Below are 18443 nucleotides of genomic sequence, written 5' to 3'. Positions count from 1 at the left end.
GGCTTTCGGGCCCTCCTATCGCTCGATCGTTCCGCTGCGGCGGATCTTCCGCTGCAACTGCATCACGCCGTACAGCAGGGCCTCGGCGGTCGGGGGGCACCCGGGGATGTAGATGTCCACCGGCACGATCCGGTCGCAGCCGCGCACGACGCTGTAGCTGTAATGATAGTACCCACCGCCATTGGCGCAGCTGCCCATGCTGATCACGTATTTCGGATCGGACATCTGGTCGTAGACCTTGCGCAGGGCCGGGGCCATCTTGTTGCACAGCGTGCCCGCCACGATCATCACGTCCGACTGGCGCGGGGACGCGCGCGGCGCGACGCCGAAGCGCTCCATGTCGTAACGCGGCATGTTGACGTGGATCATCTCGACCGCGCAGCAGGCAAGGCCGAAGGTCATCCACCACAGGCTGCCCGTGCGGGCCCAGTGGAACAGGTCTTCCGTGCTGGTGACCAGGAAGCCCTTGTCGTTCACCTCGGTCTGCAGCGCGTGGAAATAATCCGCGTCCGGCTGGCGGATTTCGCCGCCCTTCGCCGTCGGCGCGTCATGCAGCATCCGGTTGTGGTCCGGGGTCAGAGCGTAATGATCGCTGCGCGCCATCTCGTTCTTGTCGGTCAGTCCCATTCCAGAGCTCCCATCTTCCATTCGTAGATGAAGCCGATGGTCAGGATGAAGAGGAAGACCATCATCGCGCTCCAGCCGACGACGCCGGTCACGCCGAGGCTGACAGCCCACGGGAACAGGAAGGCGACTTCGAGGTCGAAGATGATGAACAGCAGCGAGACGAGATAGAACTTCACGTCGAACTGGCTGCGCGGTTCCTCGAAGGCGGGGAAGCCGCACTCGTATTCGCTGTTCTTCTCCGCGTTCGGGTTATGCGCACCCGTCAGGCGCGACACGCCCATCGGCAGGAATACGAAGGCGGCGGAGAGGATCACTGCTACGAACAGGAACAGCAGGATCGGCAGATATTGGCTTAGATCGACCACGTAGGGTTTTTCCGCTGACTAGCTTGAATTGCCCGCCTCCTAGGCCTCCGGACAATGGGGTGCAAGGGGCGCAAGGCCTATTTGCGCCGCGTTTGATTGCACCCCGACTTGCACAAGTTGCAAGGCCTCAACCCATTTGCCGTTCGCCGCTTTTCCGGGTTCCCTTACCGTAGGGCGGCTTGAGCCCGGCGAGCTTGGCGACATCCCGCTTGGTCTGTGTATAGACCGAGCGGGCGTGGCTGAATTCCCGGAAGCCCTCCGGTCCGTGATAGCTTCCCATGCCCGACGGGCCGATGCCGCCGAAGGGCATGTCTTCCATCGACACGTGCATGACCACATCGTCCACCGTCACCCCGCCCGAGACGGTCCTGCGGAGCACTTCCTCCCGCTCCCCGGAATCGTCGCCGAAGTAATACAGGCCGAGCGGCCGGTCGTTCGCGTTGATGTAGTCGATCGCCTCGGACACCGCGCCATAGGTCCTGACAGGCAGGACCGGGCCGAAGATCTCCTCCTGCATCGCCTGCATGTCGTCGGTGACGTTGCGCAGGATCGTCAGCGGCATCTTGCGCGCATTGCTGGCGGAGAAATCCTCGTTGCCCGGATTGACCTCGATCACCTCGGCCCCCTTGTCGCGGGCATCCTGGACGAGGCCCTGCAGGCGTTCGAAATGCTTGTCGGTCACGACGGAGGCGTAATCGTCGTTGTCGAGCATCGTGGGGTACATGGTGTGCACGCCCAGTTCGACGGCGGCGATGGCGCCCTCCTCGCGTTCTTCGGGGACGAAGAGGTAGTCGGGCGCGAGGCAGATCTGCCCCGCATTCAGCATCTTGCCCAGCGCGATCCGCTCGCCCGCCTTCTCGAAATCGGCATCGCGGCCAAGGATGACGGGCGACTTGCCGCCGAGTTCCAGCGTGACGGGCACGAGGTTCTTCGCTGCCGCTTCCATCACCTTGCGTCCGGTCGCGGTCGATCCGGTGAAGACGAGGTGGTCGAACGGCAAGGACGAAAACGCCTGCGCCACTTCCGGCGGCCCCGTGACCACCGCGACCTCGCTCTCGTCGAAATAGCGGGCGACGAGTTCGCGCGAGAGTTCGGACGTGGCTTCGGTGAATTCGCTCGGCTTGATCATGGCCCGGTTCCCGGCCGCCAGCACCTGCATCAGCGGGCCGAAAGACAGGTTCACGGGGAAGTTCCAGGGGCTGAGGATCCCGACCACCCCCTTGGGTTCGTACCGCACCTCACCCTTCGATCCGATCAGGCCGAGCGGGAATTGCAGCTTGCGCCGGCTCGGCTTCGCCCAGCTGTCGACATGCTTCAGGCAGTACTTCCCGAACCCGACCGTGCCGGCAATGTCGGTCAGCATGCTCTGGTGCCTGCTGCGATTGCCGAAATCCTCGTTCATCGCATCGCACAGCGCATCGGCGTGGGTCTTGAGCAGATCCATCGCGCGGCGAATGCGATCCTTGCGTACGTCCAGTCCTTCCGGACGTGCCTTGGTGAAGGAAGTGCGCTGCACCTGAAGGATGCGCTCGAGTTCGGCCTGCTTGTCGTCTGCCATGCGATTTCTCCGGTCGGTTTCGCTTTGCCATCGTTTGTCCGGCAAGCATCGATGAAAGGCAAGCGATCCCGTCGCCAAGGCGTTCCGGCTGCCCGCCGGCCCGGCGCGAGTTGATTGTGCCGCATCGCAGCATTAGGTGGTTCGCGACTAATCACGCCAAGCGAAAGGCCGCATCATGCCGCAATTTTCCGAAGCCGATCCGATCGTCATCCTGTCCTACGCCCGCACGCCGATGGGCGGGATGCAGGGCGCACTGGCCGATGCGAGCGCGACCGACCTGGGATCGACCGCGGTCAAGGCGGCCGTCGAGCGGTCCGGCGTGGACGGCGACAGCTTCGACCGGATCTACATGGGCTGCGTGCTTCCCGCGGGTCTGGGACAGGCCCCTGCCCGCCAGGCGGCGCTGAAGGCCGGCCTCCCCAAGTCCGTGCAGGCGACGACGGTCAACAAGGTTTGCGGCAGCGGCATGCAGACCGTGATCATGGGCAGCGAGGCGCTGGCGACGGGCGATGTCGACTATGTCATCGCCGGCGGCATGGAGAGCATGACCAATGCGCCCTACCTGCTGAAGAAGCACCGGTCCGGTGCGCGTCTCGGCCATGACACCGCCTACGACCACATGTTCCTCGACGGGCTGGAAGACGCCTACGAGGAAGGCCGCGCGATGGGCACCTTCGCCCAGGAAACCGCCAACGAATACCAGATGACCCGCGAGGAGATGGACGAGTATTCCATCGAGTCGCTGCGCCGCGCCAATGCGGCGATCGAAAGCGGTGCCTTTGCCGACGAGGTCGTTCCGGTCACGATGTCGACGCGCAAGGGCGACGTGACCGTCGATACGGACGAGCAGCCGGGCCGCGGCAAGCCGGACAAGATCCCCACCCTTCGCCCCGCCTTCGCCAAGGACGGAACGATCACGGCGGCGACGTCCAGCTCCATTTCCGATGGGGCGGCGGCGGTCGTCCTGTCGCGCAAGAGCGTCGCGAAAGAAGGCGGGCGCAAGCCGGTGGCGCGGATCGTCGCCATGGCGGCCCATGCACAGGAACCCAGCAAGTTCACCACCGCCCCGATCGGCGCGATCGAGAAGCTTCTCGAAAAGGCGGAATGGTCCGCGGAAGATGTGGATCTGTGGGAAGTGAACGAGGCATTCGCCTGCGTCGCCATGTTCGCGATGCGCGACATCGGCATCCCCCACGAAAAGATCAACGTGAACGGCGGCGGCACGGCCCTTGGCCATCCGATCGGCGCCAGCGGCACCCGCATCCTCGTCACCCTGCTCAACGCGCTCAAGACGCAGGGCAAGACGAAGGGCGTAGCCAGCCTATGCATTGGCGGCGGCGAAGCGACCGCCGTCGCGGTGGAAATGCTCTAGGGCGCGCCGTCGCCCCATAGCCGCTCGGCGTCGACCCAGCCCTCGCGGCCCTCGACGTCGAGCTCGCACCATCCGGCGGTGCAGTCGCCCAGCGCGCCGATGACACCCGGCTCCGCGTTCCATTTCAGCCCGGCATTGCTCGCCGGCGCATCGCGCATCGCGGCCAGCCCTTCCCCGATCACGACCGCGGTCGGGTCGGGATCGAGCTGGCTTTGTGACACCCAGCCTTCCGTGCCGTCCTGGTCGCGAATAAGCCGCCAGCCTTCCACGACCCTGACGACCTTCACCGGCAGGCCCTGCCGGTGATACACCCAGTCGATCTTGTACTGCTCGCTCGGCCCCACCCGCATGTACATCTCCTCGAAGCGGATGCTGGCCCAGTAGGGCACTTCGCGCTGCTGCGCGTAAGCGACGGTCGAACCGAGCGCGACCAGCGCAATCGAAAGCAGGACATGGAGACGTTTCATGGCGCATTTGCTAAATCGAAGGCCGCCGCGCCGCAAGCCGTCTTGACCGACCCGCCGGGCAGGTCCTAGCCCCTCCCCCATGGACACTGGTGAGACATCGACCCTGCGCCGCGTGGACGGAAAGCCCCGCGTCGTCGTCACCCGGCACCTGATGCCGACCGTGGAAGAACGGATGGCGGAGCTGTTCGATGCCAGCCTCAACACGGTCGATACCCCGTTCTCGCGCGGGAAGCTCGAAGTGGCGCTCAAGGAATGCCACGTGCTCGTGCCCACGGTCACCGACCGGATCGACGCGGAACTGATCGCCGGCGCGGGCGAGCAGCTCGGCCTGATCGCCAGTTTCGGTGCGGGCACCGACCATATCGACCTCGCAGCGGCGCGGAAGCGCGGGATCATGGTCACCAATACGCCGGGCGTCTTTACCGACGATACGGCGGACCTGACTATGGCCGGCATCATCGGCGTGCCCCGCCGCATCCGCGAAGGCGTGGCACTGATCCGGCGCGGCGAATGGTCGGGCTGGACACCCACGGCCCTGCTGGGGCGCAAGCTGGCGGGCAAGACACTCGGCATCGTCGGCATGGGGCGCATCGGGCAGGCGGTCGCGCACCGGGCCCGCGCCTTCGGCCTGGAGATCGCCTACCACAACCGCAAGCGCGTGCCCGAAGCGGTCGAGCGGATGCTGGGGGCGCGCTATGTCGCGGACCTGGACGACCTCATGGCGCAGGCCGATATCCTGACGCTCCACTCGCCCGCCAGCGAGGAAACGCGCGGGATGATCGATGCGCGCCGCATCGCGCTGATGAAACCCGGCAGCAGCCTGATCAACACCGCCCGCGGCGACCTGGTGGATCAGGAAGCGCTCATCGCGGCGCTGGAAAGCGGCCACCTCGCGGGCGCGGGCCTCGACGTCTATCCAGACGAACCGCAGGTCGACAAGCGCCTGATCCGCCATCCCAACGTGATGACCCTGCCGCACATAGGCAGCGCGACCGTCGAAGGGCGCGAGGCGTCGGGCATGAAGGTCATCGCCAACATCCGCATGTGGGCCGACGGGCACCGCCCGCCGGACCAGGTGCTGGAATGGCTGTAATCGACTGCGGGGGCTGCGCCCCTCCCGCCATCAGTCTCCGGTCAGGATGCGATCGACCAGCTGCTTCACGGTCGGCGTGAAGTTGTTCGAGAAGAACGGGTCCTGCTTGAACCGGTAGGCGGCATGGCCTGCGAACATCAGGTTTTCGTCCACCGGCGCGCCATGGGCGATGTCCTGCAGGGTCTTCTGGATGCAGAAGCTGCGCGGATCGGCGAGGCGCCCGGTCGTGTAGTCGTCGTGATCCTTCCAGCTGGAAAAGGCGCAGTGGCTGAGGCAGCCCATGCAGTCCTTCTGGTCCTTGCGGATCTCGTCGCGCTTGGGCGGATCAACGTAAATGATGGTATCGTCGGGCGTCTTCATCGCCTCGGTATAGCCTTGGCCGAACCACGCCTTGGCGCGTTCGTAGTCCTTCGGCGCGACCCAGAAGTTCTTGCCGCGCACTCCGACGTCGAGCTGCGCGGTATGTTCGCCCGCCTCGACCTTGCTGTAGGGAATCTGCCGCTCGCTGCGGGCCACGAGGTCGCGCAGGAAGCTGTTCTGGACCGCCGAGCTGTAGAAACCGGTGGGCGAGAACTTGTGCAGCAGCACGTCGCCTTCATCGATTTCGCGCAGTGCGTCCTTCCATCCCTGCGGGATCGGGCTTTCCTCGGTCAGCAGCGGCCGCGTGCCGAACTGGAACGCGATCTTGCCGAGTTCGGGATTGTCGATCCAGTCGTTCCATTCGCGCAGGTACCAGACGCCGCCCGCCATCACGATCGGCACGTCCTCGCTCACGCCTTCGGCGCGCATCGTCTCGCGCAATTGCTTGACGCGCGGGTACGGGTCCTGCGGCTTGGTCGGGTCCTCCGCGTTGGACAGGCCGTTGTGGCCGCCGGCCAGCCAGGGGTCCTCGTAGACCACCGCTGCCATCAATTCGCTGACCTTGTGGTAGCTGCGCTTCCAGAGGGCACGGAACGCGCGCGCGGAGCTGACGATCGGGAGGTAGCTCACATTGAAGCGCGCCGCGATTTCCGCAAGGCGATAGGGCATGCCGGCGCCGCAGGTGACGCCGGTCACCAGGCCGCGGGTCTTCTCCAGCACGCCTTCCAGGACTTCCTGAGCGCCGCCCATTTCCCACAGCACGTTGATGTTGATGGCGCCCTTGCCACTGGCGATGTCGTAGGCGCGCTTCACCTGTTCGGTCGCACCGTCGATGGCGTAGCGGATCAGCTGCTCATGCCGTTCCTTGCGCGTCAACGCGTCGTAGACCTGCGGGACGATCTTGCCCTCGGCATCGTAGCTGTCGGCATTGACCGCGCTGACCGTGCCGATGCCGCCTGCCGCGGCCCAGGCCCCGGAACTGGTGTGGTTGGTGGCCGAAACGCCCTTGCCGCCTTCGACGAGCGGCCAGACTTCGCGGCCGCCATACATGATCGGGCTGAGCCCCTTGAACGTCATTTTCGATACCTATCGTTGTTTGAGGGCGCGCGCCGCTGTCAGGCCGGCGCTGCGCCCGTCTGTCCCTGCGCGCCCCGGCAGGGTTTGATCGTTTCCGGGTCCGGCCTTGTAGCCGCTGCCTTGAACTGTGCATAGTACCCGGAGATTTCCGGCGCGTCGCGGAAGGAGACCAGTTCGAATCCCACGCTGCGGAATTCGCATTGCAGCAGCAGCGGATCGATCCCGTGCTGGTCGGTCGGCCGGTCGACATCGACCACGACCACCTGCCCGCCCTCGTTCAGCGCCGGCCAGAGCCGCCACAGGAAGGCGTAGGGCTCGGTGACCTCGTGATACATGTGGACAAGGAATATCCGGTCGAAGCTGCGCTCCGGCAGGCGCGGATCGTCTGCCGCGCCCAACTTGATGGAGACATTGTCGAGCCGCTCGCGCTCCACCCGGCGGCCCAGGCGCTCCAGCGCGGCCCCGTCGATGTCCTGCGCCAGCACGCGCCCGTCGGCACCGACCCGTTCGGCCAGACGCACGGTATAATAGCCGTTGCCCGCACCGATATCGGCCACCGTCATGCCCTCTCCGATCTCGGCCAGGTCCATCACCGCCTGCGCCTCGCCCCGGTTGTCACGTTCCGTCTCGGTCGAGAATTGGTTCGAACCCAGATCCGAAACCGGCCGCACCGGCTGCGGAAACTCGCGCGCGGTCTCGGGCCGGTCGGTCGCTTCCGGCTGGCAGGCGGCGAGTGTCGCAAGCGTCGCTAGCGATGCCAGAGGTCCACGCATCCGTTTCGTCATGGTCATAGAAGCGAACCCGGCCAAGTCAGTCTACTCCACATCCTCGACTTCAACGGCTTCGCCGGTAACCCGCTGTGCCAGTGCGGCGCTGACGAAGAGGTCGAGAGCGCCGTCGAGGACGTCGTCGGGCGAGGACGAGGTTACGCCGGTGCGCAGGTCCTTCACCATCTGGTACGGCTGCAGCACGTAACTGCGGATCTGGTGGCCCCAGCCGATCTCGGTCTTGGCCTCGTACTCGCTGCCGGCGGCCGCTTCGCGCTCCGCCATCTCGCGTTCGTAGAGGCGCGCCTTCAGCATGTTCATCGCGGTCGCGCGGTTCTTGTGCTGGCTGCGGTCGTTCTGGCTGGCGACGACGATGCCGGTCGGCTGGTGAGTGATGCGGACCGCGGAATCGGTCGTGTTGACGTGCTGACCGCCCGCGCCGCTGGCGCGGTAGGTATCGATCTTGAGGTCGCTCTCGTTGATCTCGATCTCGAAATCGTCGTCGATCACCGGATAGACCCAGACGCTGGAAAAGCTGGTGTGGCGCCGGGCGCTGCTGTCGTAGGGGCTGATCCGCACCAGCCGATGGACGCCGCTTTCGGTCTTGGCATAGCCATAGGCGTTCTCGCCCTTGATCATGAGCGTGGCCGACTTGATGCCGGCCTGTTCGCCCGCCTGGTATTCGACCGTTTCGACCTTGAAGCCGCGCCGTTCCGCCCAGCGGGCATACATGCGCAGCAGCATTTCCGCCCAATCCTGGCTTTCGGTACCGCCCGCGCCCGCGTGGATTTCCAGGTAGGTGTCGTTGCTGTCCGCCTCTCCCGACAGGAGCGCCTGCACCTTGTCCGCATCGGCCCGCTCGGCCAGCTTCTCGAGACTGGCGAGACCCTCGCGCACCGCGTCCTCGTCGCCTTCGGCCTCGCCCATCTCGATGAACTCGATCGCGTCGGCCTTCTCGCTGGAGATCGTCCTGACCGTGTCCACCGCGCTTTCGAGCTGCTTCTGCTCGCGGCTGATCGCCTGCGCTTCCTTGGGGTCGTTCCACAGGTCGGGATCCTGGACCCGCGCGTTCAGCTCGTCGAGGCGGCGCAGCGCGCGCTCCCAGTCGAGCGACTGGCGCACCAGCGCGAGCGCTGCTTCGATACGGTCGATATGGGCCTGCCCTTCGGCACGCATGCACTTGTTCTCCGCTGAAAGACTGGATCGCTTAGCGAAGGTGCGCCGCATGTCAAAGGCAGCGACCCTCGCTTGCGATCAATAGATGCCGCCCTGGTCCTCGACGAAGTCGGCCGGCGGTTCCTCGCGCTGGACGGGCGCGGCGCGCTCGCTCGCTTCGCGGCGGATGCTGTTCTGCGCCCGGCGCAGCAGTTCGAGAATCTGCTTGCGCCGCCGTTCCAGCTCGTCGCGGCGCGTGTAGCGCGGCGGTTCGGTGTTGGGCTTGAACGCTTCCCAGATGACGGCGGCGCGCGGCTCGCCGGTCGGCCAGCGGTCGAACACCTGCTTGCCGGTGGCGCGGTCTACGCGGACCATGCGCACGCCCGCCGGGGCGACGAACGGCTCGCCACTCAGGCGGTCCTTGATCTGCTCGAGGAACCGCTTGACCACCGGTGCCGCCACCGTGCCGCCCTGCGCGTATCCGCCCATGTTGCGCGGCTCGTCGAAGCCGAGATAGACACCGGTGACGACATCGCGGGTCCCGCCCACGAACCAGACGTCCTTGGGCCCGGTCGTGGTGCCGGTCTTGCCGAACATCGGCATGTCGAGATCGGCAAGGACGGTCGCGGTGCCGCGCTGGACCACCCCTTCGAGCATATGCACGACCTGGAACGCGGTGCGCGGGTCCATCGCCTGTTTCCCGGACAGGCCGAGGCGCGGCATGGGCTGGCCGTCCCATTCCGGCATGTTGCAGCCATCGCATTCGCGCCGGTCGGCGCGCCAGATGACCTTGCCGTTGCGGTCCTGCACGTAGTCGATGACGGTCGGCTCGTTCAGGCGGCCGTGATTGACCAGCGCGGAATAGGCGTTGACGATGTCACGCACGGTCGTCTCTTCCGAACCGAGCGTGGTCGCGGCGTAGGGATCGACATCCTCGCTGATGCCCATCGTCTCGATCGTCTTGACGACATTGTCCATGCCCGACTGCATGCCGATCTGGACCGTCATGATGTTCTGCGACTGCTCCAGCCCGTAACGCATCGGATAGGATCCGCCGCGACCGCCGCGAATGCACTTCTGGCCACGACCGCCCGCCTGCTGGTAGCAATAGCGGGAATTGTCGACGAGCGTCGAAGGCGTCATGCCGTTGTCGAGACCGGTGGCGTAGACGAAGGGCTTGATGGAAGAGCCCGGCTGACGCTTCGCCTGCGTCGCCCGGTTGAAAGCCTCCAGCCGGCTGTCGAACCCGCCCTGCATGGCGAGGATGCGGCCCGAGAGAGGCTCCTGCGCCACGAAGCCGCCGCCCACTTCGGGCAGGCTGCGCACGCGGTATCCGTTGCCGCTCTGCGAAGCGACGATGACATCGCCCGCCTTCAGCGCGTTGGGGAGGCCGGAAAGCGGTGCCGTCTCGCCGTCGGAGAAGCCGATCGTGGCCGATCCGCCCTCGCGCTGGGTGACGACGCCGACGCGCCAGCCTTCGTAATTTATGCCCAGCCCCGTGCTGGCGAGCTGGCTTTCCCACGGTCCGTCGTCGAAATCGATCGTGGCGACCGGGCCCGTCCAGCCGCGGCTCCCGTGATAGCGGTAGAGCCCTTCGCGCAAGGCGACGCGGGCCGCGTCCTGCATTTCCGGATCGAGCGAGGTGCGCACCCACAGGCCGCCGCCATAGACGCTGTTGTTGCCGTCTTCCGAATTCTCGCCGAATTCGTCGATCAGCTGGCGCCGGACTTCTTCCAGGAAGTATCCGGCATCCACGCTGGGCACCTGGCTGCGGAAGGGCGCCAGTTCGAGCGGCTTCGCTTTCGCGGCGTTCGCTTCGGCCTGCGTGATGAACTCGTTTTCCGCCATCTGGTCGAGGATGAAGTTGCGGCGTCCGCGCGTTTCCTCGAAATTGGCGGCGCGGCTGTAGCGTTCCGGCGCCTTGGGCAGGGTCGCGAGGAACGCGGCCTCGTGCAGTTCGAGGTCACCCACGTCCTTGTCGAAATAGGTGCGCGAGGCCGCCTGCACGCCGTAGCTGCGGCGTCCGAGCGGGATCTCGTTCAGGTAAAGCTCGAGGATTTCCTGCTTGCTCAGCACGCCCTCGATCCGCCGTGCCAGCACCATCTCGCGCAGCTTGCGCGTGATCGAGTACTCGTTGGTCAGCAGGATGTTCTTGGCGACCTGCTGGGTGATGGTCGATCCGCCCACCGCGCGCTCGTCCGATCCCATCTTGCTGACATAGTCGGTCACCGCGCCGACAAGGCCGCCGGCGTCGATCCCGCCATGGCTGAAGAAGGTCTTGTCCTCGGCCGCGAGGAAGGCGTTGATGAGCGGTTCGGGGAAGTCGTCGAACTGCAGCTGCACGCGCCGTTCGCGGGCGTAGGAATGGACGATTTCCCCGTCCACGCCGCGGACCGTCGTCGGCAGGGACGGCTGGTAGTCGAGCAAAGCCTCCGCATCGGGCAAGTCGCGTGTCACCGCGATGTATCCTGCCAGCAGGAAGGCAAGCATCACGGCCAGCAGGTAGGTCGCCCAGCGGAACAGGCGGCGTTCGCGCCAGACGCTCGCAAGCCAGCCCGCGGCGCCGCCGGCACCGCGCTTCACGCGATAGGTTACGGAGGAAAGTGTCGATTCAGCCATTTTCGCGCGGCGCACCTAGCACGCCTATTCTGTCTGGCGCCATAACAATACGCCCCTCAGGGCAAATCCGCCTGGCGCGCGAAATAGATGCGGATGGCGCGGGCCATCGTCTCGGCGAATTGCGCGCGCCCCTCGTCGGAAGTGAGGCGTTCGGCATCCTCCGGATTGGTCACGAAGCCGGATTCGTAGAGGACGCCGGGCACGTCGGGCGCCCGCAGCACGGCGAGTGCGGCGGACCGGCGTGGCTGGGGGTGGAAGCTCAGCACGCCCTCCCCTTCGCGCGTGATGAGGCTCGCGAATTCGGCGGAAGCTTCCTGCGTCCGGCGCTGGGACAGCTCGACCAGAATGGTGTTCACGGCCTCGTTCTGCGCGTCCAGCACCACGCCGTTGACGCCCAGCCCGGCGCGGTTCTCGCGCGCGGCGAAACGCGCGGCGGCTTCGCTCGAGGCCTCGTTCGACAGGGTGTAGATGCTCGCGCCGCGCACGCCCAGCTGGTCGCCGGCGGAATCGGCATGGATCGAAATGAACAGGTCCGCGTCCAGCCGCCGCGCGATCTGGGGGCGTTCCTCCAGGATCAGGTAGGTATCGTCGTCCCGCGTCAGCGCAACGCGGATGCCGCCTTCCTCGACCAGCCGGTCGCGCAGCGATTTCGCCAGCCCCAGCACGATGTCCTTTTCCCGCAGGCCTTCGACCGACGCGCCCGGATCCTTGCCCCCGTGCCCCGCGTCGATCACCACCAGCGGCCGGGTCCGGTCCGGCGGGCCCAGCACTTCGGGCAGGTCCACCGGCTGCGCGGTCTGCGGCAGGGCCAACCGGATGACGTAGTCGCGCCCCAGATGCGGGATCGGAATGGTCAGGCCGAAAGCGTACAGCGCGCCGATCACCGCGACGGGTACCAGGAAAATGGCCAGGATCTGCAGGCGCAACGACATGTTGCGCGCGTGTTAAGGCTTTGGTGGCGCCTCGTGCAATATGGTTGCGGCTTGAAACCCACGGTGCTAGCCACCCATGACCGGAAAAAAGGGTTCCCGCCCGGCACGCCGCGCCAGACCGCCAGAAGTCCACACTTCGGACGGGGCGCGACACAGGCCATTTTCCGCAAGAGAGTTCCGGGCCCTGCCCGGCAATGCAAGGTTGATGCAGAAATGAAATGCCACCTCCCGATCACGACGAGCGAGCCGCAAGGTCTTGCCGCCGCGTGGTCCGGTGCGGCTGCGCCACGGCGGCGCAATTTCGCTTGTGCAGACACATCCCGTCGATCGTCGCGCCTGACCAAACCGGGCGCCGGGGATCGTTCCGATATCGCCGTGCGGTCCACCGGGCCGTGCGGCTTTTTTACAATGATGAGCGGCCCGGAACGGACAGCGTCCGCCTTCCCCCCGCTTCGGAGACTTATACATGGCAACGCGCATGCTTATCGATGCGCGCCACCCGGAAGAAACCCGGGTGGCGGTGCTTCAGAAGAACCGTATTGAGGAATTCGACTTCGAATCTGCCGATCACAAGCAGATCAAGGGCAATATCTATCTCGCCAAGGTTACCAGGGTAGAACCCTCGCTGCAGGCGGCCTTCGTCGACTTCGGCGGCAACCGCCACGGCTTCCTCGCCTTCAGCGAAATCCACCCCGACTATTACCAGATCCCCAAGGAAGACCGCGAGGCGCTGATCGCCGCGGACGCGGAAGCCGCCGCCGAGGAAGCGCGGCTGCGCGACGAGGAGGAAGCGTCCGGCAAGACCCCGGGCGACGAATACGACGCTGAGGACGACGAGTCCGCCGAAGCGCTGGCCGAAGATCTCGCCGAAGACGGACTGGAGGAAATCGACACCTCGGAAAAGGACAAAGTTTCCACCATCGAGGAAGGCGAGTCCGTCAACGGCGACGACGACGATGACGACGATTCCGACGAAGACGAGGACAATGGCGAGAACGGCAACGGCCGGTCCAAGGGCCGCCGCGGTCGCGGCCGGCGCCGCCAGGGCGGCGGCGGTCCTACGCGCGCCAAGGAAGTGGACGAAGCGCGCGAGAAGCGCCGCGAACTGCGCCGCCGCTACAAGATCCAGGACGTCATCCAGCGCCGCCAGGTCCTGCTGGTGCAGGTCGTCAAGGAAGAACGCGGCAACAAGGGCGCCGCGCTGACCACCTATCTCAGCCTTGCCGGGCGCTACACCGTGCTGATGCCCAACAGCAGCCATGGCGGCGGCATCAGCCGCAAGATCGCCAGCACCGGCGATCGCAAGCGGCTGAAGCAGGTCGTCTCCGACCTCAACCTGCCGCGCAGCATGGGCCTGATCGTGCGCACGGCCGGCATGAGCCGCACCAAGACCGAGATCAAGCGCGACTTCGACTACCTCGCCCGCCTGTGGGACGAGATCCGCGAGAAGACGCTGTCCTCCGCCGCGCCGGCGCTGATCCATTCGGACAGCGACCTGATCAAGCGCGCGATCCGCGACCTCTACAACCGCGAGATCGAGGAAGTGATCGTGGAGGGCGAGGAAGGCTACAAGTCGGCCAAGGCCTTCATGAAGATGCTGATGCCCAGCCACGCACGGCGAGTGAAGGCCTATTCCGATCCGGTGCCGCTGTTCCAGCGCTACGGCGCGGAAGACCAGCTGCGCGCCATGTACGATCCGGAAGTGCAGCTGAAATCGGGCGGCTACCTGGTCATCAACCCGACCGAGGCGCTGGTCTCGATCGACATCAACTCGGGCCGCTCCACCAAGGAACACGGCATCGAGCAGACCGCCACCGCGACCAACCTGGAAGCGGCGCGGGAGATCGCCCGCCAGTTGCGCCTGCGCGACATGGCCGGCCTGATCGTCATCGACTTCATCGACATGGATTACAATTCCAATGTCCGGAAGGTCGAAAAGGCGATGAAGGAAGCGCTGAAGTCCGACCGGGCGCGCATCCAGGTGGGCCGCATATCGGGCTTCGGCCTCATGGAAATGAGCCGCCAGCGCCTGCGCACCGGCGTTCTGGAAGCATCCACCCGCGACTGTCCGCACTGCGACGGCACCGGCCTCGTGCGCACCGCGTCCAGCGCCGGCCTGTCGGCCCTGCGCCTGATCGAGGACGAGGCGGCCAAGGGCAAGGGTTCGATCATCACGCTGGCCGCCAGCACGGAGGCGGCGGTCTACCTCCTCAATTCCAAGCGCGACGACCTGGTCGAGATCGAGAAGCGCTACGGCGTCACCGTGCAGGTGGTCCCGGAAGGCGAGGACGAAGGCGCCAAGATGAACGTGTCGAGCTCGGGTCCGCGCCCGACGCAGGCGCCAAAGTTCGATCCGATCGTCGACGACGACGACGATGACGACCTGCCCGAGGATTACGCCGAGGACGAGGACGAAGAGGACAACGGCGACGACAATGGCGACAACCGGGGCGACCGGTCGCGCAAGAAGCGCCGCCGTCGCGGCGGTCGCGGTCGCAACCGGAACGACGAGCGCAACGGCGACACGTCCGGCAACGATGACGACGACAACGACAGCGACGACGACGACGATTCCGGTCGGGACGAGCGCCAGTCCGGCAGCGACGACGACGATGACGGCAAGCCCCGGAAGAAGCGCCGTCGCCGCGGCGGCCGCGGTCGCAGGGGCGGACGCAACCGCAATTCCGGCGACAACGGCAACGGCGAGAGCGACGACAGCGACAACGAAACCGGCAACGATACCGGTAACGACGACGCTGCCGGTACCGAGGACGCCGGTGCCGAAAGCGGCTCCAAGCCGAAGCCGAGGTCCCGCCGCCGCGCCAAGGCGGATGAGCAGGCGGCCGAGACAGTGTCCGAACACGTCAAGGAAGACATGGCGGTCGTCGCGGGTCCCGGCGATGCTCCGGAAACCGCCGAGAAGGCAGTCGACGAGGCGGAAGCCAAGCCGAAGAAGCGCGCTCCGCGCAAGAAGGCCGCTCCCAAGTCCGCTCCGGCGGCCGAGGCCGAAACAGCCGAGGAAGAGGCGAAGCCCAAGCGCCGCGCTCCGCGCAAGAAGGCGGTGAAGGCGGGCGAGGACACGCCCGCGCCTTCGGCCAAGGAAGTCGGCAAGGCGGTGAAGAAGGCCCCGGCGAAGAAAGTCGCCAAGCAGCTGGAAGAAGACATCGCCGTCGCGACCGGACCGGAGGGCACTCCGGAAACCGCCGAGGCCGCGGCCGAGAAGGACGCCAAGCCCCGCCGCGGCTGGTGGCAGCGCACCTTCGGCGAATGACAGGGCGGGAGGCGGCCGGTTGCGGCCGCCTCCCTGCCCGCCCCGCGCGGACGCGCAATCGAAGCCAGGTGTGCGCAATCCGCCACGCAGCGCGCGGCGCGAAACCCATCAAATGAAATTTTGCTTTATTTCGGACGGCCTCCCGGCATGATGTGAACCGGGGGAGGTCGAGGCATGACAAAATCGTTCAGGACTCCGGACGATCGGTTCGCCGGCATACCGGATTATCCGTTCGATCCGCGCTACCACATGCTCGATGACGGGCTGCGCCTGCACTACCTCGACGAAGGCCCGCGCCATGCGACCCCGGTGCTGATGCTGCATGGCGAGCCGAGCTGGAGCTATCTCTACCGCAAGATGATCTGCCCGGTGGTGGAAGCCGGGTACCGCGTGCTCGCGCCCGACCTGATCGGCTTCGGCAAGTCCGACAAGCCGACCTCGAAGTCCGACTTCACCTATGCGCGCCATGTCGGGTGGATGGAAGAATGGCTGGAAGCGACCGGCATCGCGAACATCGTCCTCGTCTGCCAGGACTGGGGATCGCTGATCGGGCTCCGCCTGCTGGCGGCGCATCCCGAAAAGTTCGCCGCCGTCGTGCTGTCCAATGGCGGATTGCCGGCCGGCCAGCCCGCGCCCCGGGCCTTCGCCGCATGGCGGCGCTTCTCGCGCTATTCGCCGGTCTTTCCGGTCGGTCGGATAATCCAGCGCGGCACGGTGCGGACATTGGCCGATGCGGAAGTCGCGGCATACGATGCGCCCTTCCCGACGCGCGGCAGCAAGGCGGCGGCACGCATCTTCCCCTCGCTCGTCCCGCTCGGGTCAAACTCCGCCGTGCCGGACCAGGAAGCAGCCTGGCGCGTACTGGAGACGTTCGACCGGCCCTTCACCTGCTGTTTTTCCGACAAGGACCCGATCACGCGCGGCGGGGATGCGATCTTCAGGAAGCGGGTGCCGGGTGCGCGCGACAATCCGCTGCACAGGACCCTTTCGGGCAGCCATTTCATCCAGGAAGACGATCCGTCCGGCTTCGTCCAGGCGATCCTCGACACGGCGAAGCGCGCTGGGGTCTGAGATGCCTAGGGGGCGATCCGTTCTCCCTTCCAGTCGAAGATCTCGCCGCTGTCGTCCGGGGTCAGGCCATCGATAACCGCCAGCAGGTTCGCCGCCGCCTCGTCCGGCGCGGTCAGCTGGCCGTCGGGCAGGTTGGACTGGAACGGCTCGGACAGCGCGGTATCGACCGTGCCGGGATGCAGCGCGGTGACGATGCTGTCCTTGTGCGTGCGGCCCAGCTCGATCGCGAAATTGCGCACCAGCATGTTGAGCGCGGCCTTGCTCGCCCGGTAGGAATGCCAGCCGCCGATCCGGTTGTCGGAAATCGAGCCGACGCGCGCGGACAGCACCGCGAAGACGTTGCGCCGATCGCGCGGCAGGATTGGCAGGACATGCTTGGCGATCAGCGCCGGCCCGATCGTGTTGATGCGGAACGCCTGCTCCATCGCCGCCGGGTCCAGCTTGCGATAGCTGCGTTCGGGACCGGTGCCGTCGCCCAGCGTCAGCACGCCCGTGGCGACGATCACGCAATCGGGCGGATCGTCCTTCATCGCGTCCGCCGCGGCGGCGATGCTGTCCTCGTCAGCCAGGTCGAAGGCGAAGGCGCCGGCCGCATCGCCGGGCTTGCGCGCGCCTTCCAGCACCGCCGCGCCGCGTTCGCGCAGGGCCTGCGCCAAAGCCTTGCCGATCCCGCCGCTCGCGCCGAAAACCGCCGCCCGCCGGATCGCGTGCATCTCGTCCTGTCCTACATCCGCCATGTGCGATAGACGCGTCCGATGACCTCCGCGTTCCCCCGTCCCGCACGCTGTTTTGCCGCGTGCAACACGGGACGCGGTTTTTTCGCTTTGGACAGTGGTCCATGCGGTCCATGTCTATGGCATCCTTGCCCTAGGCGGGCTAACCGTTAAAGAGGCGGACGCGCAGGAAACAGGACGTACAGATGGCTACCTTCACCCTCCCCAAGAACTCCAAGATCCGCCGCGAGGGCCGCACCCACGAGGCACAGACCGACGGGCGGGTGCGCACGTTCAAGATCTATCGCTACGATCCCGATACCGGGGAAAACCCGCGTTACGACCGGTTCGACATCGACCTGGACCAGTGCGGTCCGATGGTCCTCGACGCCCTGTTCAAGATCAAGAACGAGGTCGATCCCACGTTGACCTTCCGCCGGTCCTGCCGCGAGGGGATCTGCGGGTCCTGCTCGATGAACCTCAACGGGAAGAACGGCCTCGCCTGCACCACCGCGATCGAGGACTTGAAGGGCACGATCACCATCACCCCGCTGCCGCACATGGAAGTGGTGAAGGACCTGGTGCCCGATTTCACCCATTTCTACGCGCAATATGCCAGCATCCGTCCCTGGCTGCAGACCGTCAGCCCGACGCCGAGCGGCAAGGAACGGCTGCAGAGCCCGCAAGAGCGCGAGCAACTCGACGGCCTCTACGAATGCATCCTGTGCGCCTGCTGCTCCACCGCCTGCCCCAGCTACTGGTGGAATTCGGACAAGTTCCTCGGCCCGGCGATCCTGCTTCAGGCCTATCGCTGGCTGGCGGACAGCCGTGACGAGATGACGGGCGAGCGGCTGGACCAGCTGGAAGACCCCTATCGCCTCTATCGCTGCCACACGATCATGAACTGCGCGAATGTCTGCCCCAAGGGCCTGAGCCCGGCCAAGGCGATCGCCGAAACCAAGAAGATGATGGCGGAACGCGAAGTCTGATCGCGGC

The 18443-nt window shown here is 66.1% G+C and carries 15 protein-coding genes; 5 read left to right on the top strand and 10 right to left on the bottom strand.

Annotation, left to right across the window (positions count from 1 at the left end; all coding sequences use genetic code 11):
• Positions 1 to 15: 15 nt before the first annotated feature.
• From AB1K63_RS02885 to AB1K63_RS02875, 3 genes are all read right to left on the bottom strand, one after another.
• The gene (locus tag AB1K63_RS02885; protein ID WP_366960633.1) at positions 16 to 558 is read right to left on the bottom strand and encodes an NADH-quinone oxidoreductase subunit B family protein; all 543 of its coding nucleotides are present in this window, start codon (positions 556 to 558) and stop codon (positions 16 to 18) included.
• 59 nt (positions 559 to 617) lie between these two features.
• The gene (ndhC, locus tag AB1K63_RS02880) at positions 618 to 992 is read right to left on the bottom strand and encodes an NADH-quinone oxidoreductase subunit A (protein ID WP_366958425.1); all 375 of its coding nucleotides are present in this window, start codon (positions 990 to 992) and stop codon (positions 618 to 620) included.
• Between the two features lie 127 nt (positions 993 to 1119).
• Positions 1120 to 2550, bottom strand: coding sequence for a coniferyl aldehyde dehydrogenase (locus AB1K63_RS02875; protein ID WP_366958424.1), 1431 nt, complete (start codon positions 2548 to 2550; stop codon positions 1120 to 1122).
• 175 nt (positions 2551 to 2725) lie between these two features.
• Between AB1K63_RS02875 and AB1K63_RS02870 the strand changes: the two genes are divergently transcribed.
• Entirely contained in the window at positions 2726 to 3922 is a 1197-nt protein-coding gene (locus AB1K63_RS02870) for an acetyl-CoA C-acyltransferase (RefSeq protein WP_366958423.1), read from the top strand.
• Here the strand turns inward: AB1K63_RS02870 and AB1K63_RS02865 are convergent.
• Positions 3919 to 4389: an SH3 domain-containing protein gene (locus AB1K63_RS02865; RefSeq protein ID WP_366958422.1), complete on the bottom strand. Its 471-nt coding sequence runs from the start codon at positions 4387 to 4389 to the stop codon at positions 3919 to 3921. The genes AB1K63_RS02870 and AB1K63_RS02865 overlap by 4 nt on opposite strands.
• Positions 4390 to 4468: 79 nt before the next feature.
• On the opposite strand from AB1K63_RS02865, the gene AB1K63_RS02860 reads away from it, so the two are divergent.
• Positions 4469 to 5482 (top strand): D-glycerate dehydrogenase, encoded by a 1014-nt coding sequence (locus tag AB1K63_RS02860; protein WP_366958421.1) that lies wholly within the window; start codon positions 4469 to 4471, stop codon positions 5480 to 5482.
• A gap of 30 nt (positions 5483 to 5512) precedes the next feature.
• On the opposite strand, the gene AB1K63_RS02855 is transcribed toward AB1K63_RS02860, so the two are convergent.
• The 5 genes from AB1K63_RS02855 to AB1K63_RS02835 form a co-directional block, all read right to left on the bottom strand.
• Complete coding sequence (locus AB1K63_RS02855; RefSeq protein WP_366958420.1) at positions 5513 to 6919, bottom strand: nitronate monooxygenase; 1407 nt, start codon at positions 6917 to 6919, stop codon at positions 5513 to 5515.
• Between the two features lie 38 nt (positions 6920 to 6957).
• On the bottom strand, positions 6958 to 7692 hold the full coding sequence (locus AB1K63_RS02850; RefSeq protein WP_366958419.1) for a class I SAM-dependent methyltransferase: 735 nt from the start codon (positions 7690 to 7692) through the stop codon (positions 6958 to 6960).
• Positions 7693 to 7734: 42 nt separating this feature from the next.
• The gene (prfB, locus tag AB1K63_RS02845; RefSeq protein WP_366958418.1) at positions 7735 to 8862 is read right to left on the bottom strand and encodes a peptide chain release factor 2; all 1128 of its coding nucleotides are present in this window, start codon (positions 8860 to 8862) and stop codon (positions 7735 to 7737) included.
• Between the two features lie 78 nt (positions 8863 to 8940).
• Positions 8941 to 11460, bottom strand: coding sequence for a transglycosylase domain-containing protein (locus AB1K63_RS02840; protein ID WP_366958417.1), 2520 nt, complete (start codon positions 11458 to 11460; stop codon positions 8941 to 8943).
• Positions 11461 to 11516: 56 nt separating this feature from the next.
• Positions 11517 to 12392, bottom strand: a complete 876-nt coding sequence (locus AB1K63_RS02835; protein WP_366958416.1) for an N-acetylmuramoyl-L-alanine amidase — start codon at positions 12390 to 12392, stop codon at positions 11517 to 11519.
• 466 nt (positions 12393 to 12858) lie between these two features.
• Here AB1K63_RS02835 and AB1K63_RS02830 point away from each other — a divergent pair, with 466 nt between their 5' ends.
• Together AB1K63_RS02830 and AB1K63_RS02825 are read left to right on the top strand one after the other, a co-directional pair.
• The gene (locus AB1K63_RS02830; RefSeq protein WP_366958415.1) at positions 12859 to 15663 is read left to right on the top strand and encodes a ribonuclease E/G; all 2805 of its coding nucleotides are present in this window, start codon (positions 12859 to 12861) and stop codon (positions 15661 to 15663) included.
• A 174-nt stretch (positions 15664 to 15837) separates the two neighbouring features.
• Positions 15838 to 16734 (top strand): haloalkane dehalogenase, encoded by an 897-nt coding sequence (locus AB1K63_RS02825; protein WP_366958414.1) that lies wholly within the window; start codon positions 15838 to 15840, stop codon positions 16732 to 16734.
• Between the two features lie 5 nt (positions 16735 to 16739).
• Here AB1K63_RS02825 and AB1K63_RS02820 read toward each other — a convergent pair whose 3' ends face one another.
• Positions 16740 to 17471, bottom strand: coding sequence for an SDR family NAD(P)-dependent oxidoreductase (locus AB1K63_RS02820; RefSeq protein ID WP_366958413.1), 732 nt, complete (start codon positions 17469 to 17471; stop codon positions 16740 to 16742).
• 182 nt (positions 17472 to 17653) lie between these two features.
• Here AB1K63_RS02820 and AB1K63_RS02815 point away from each other — a divergent pair, with 182 nt between their 5' ends.
• Positions 17654 to 18436 (top strand): succinate dehydrogenase iron-sulfur subunit, encoded by a 783-nt coding sequence (locus AB1K63_RS02815; protein ID WP_366958412.1) that lies wholly within the window; start codon positions 17654 to 17656, stop codon positions 18434 to 18436.
• Positions 18437 to 18443 lie beyond the last annotated feature (7 nt).

The organism is Qipengyuania sp. JC766, assembly GCF_040717445.1.
Lineage (GTDB): Bacteria > Pseudomonadota > Alphaproteobacteria > Sphingomonadales > Sphingomonadaceae > JC766.
The sequence above is the reverse complement of the archived record's forward strand: the minus strand, read 5'-3'. Positions and strand labels throughout refer to the sequence as shown.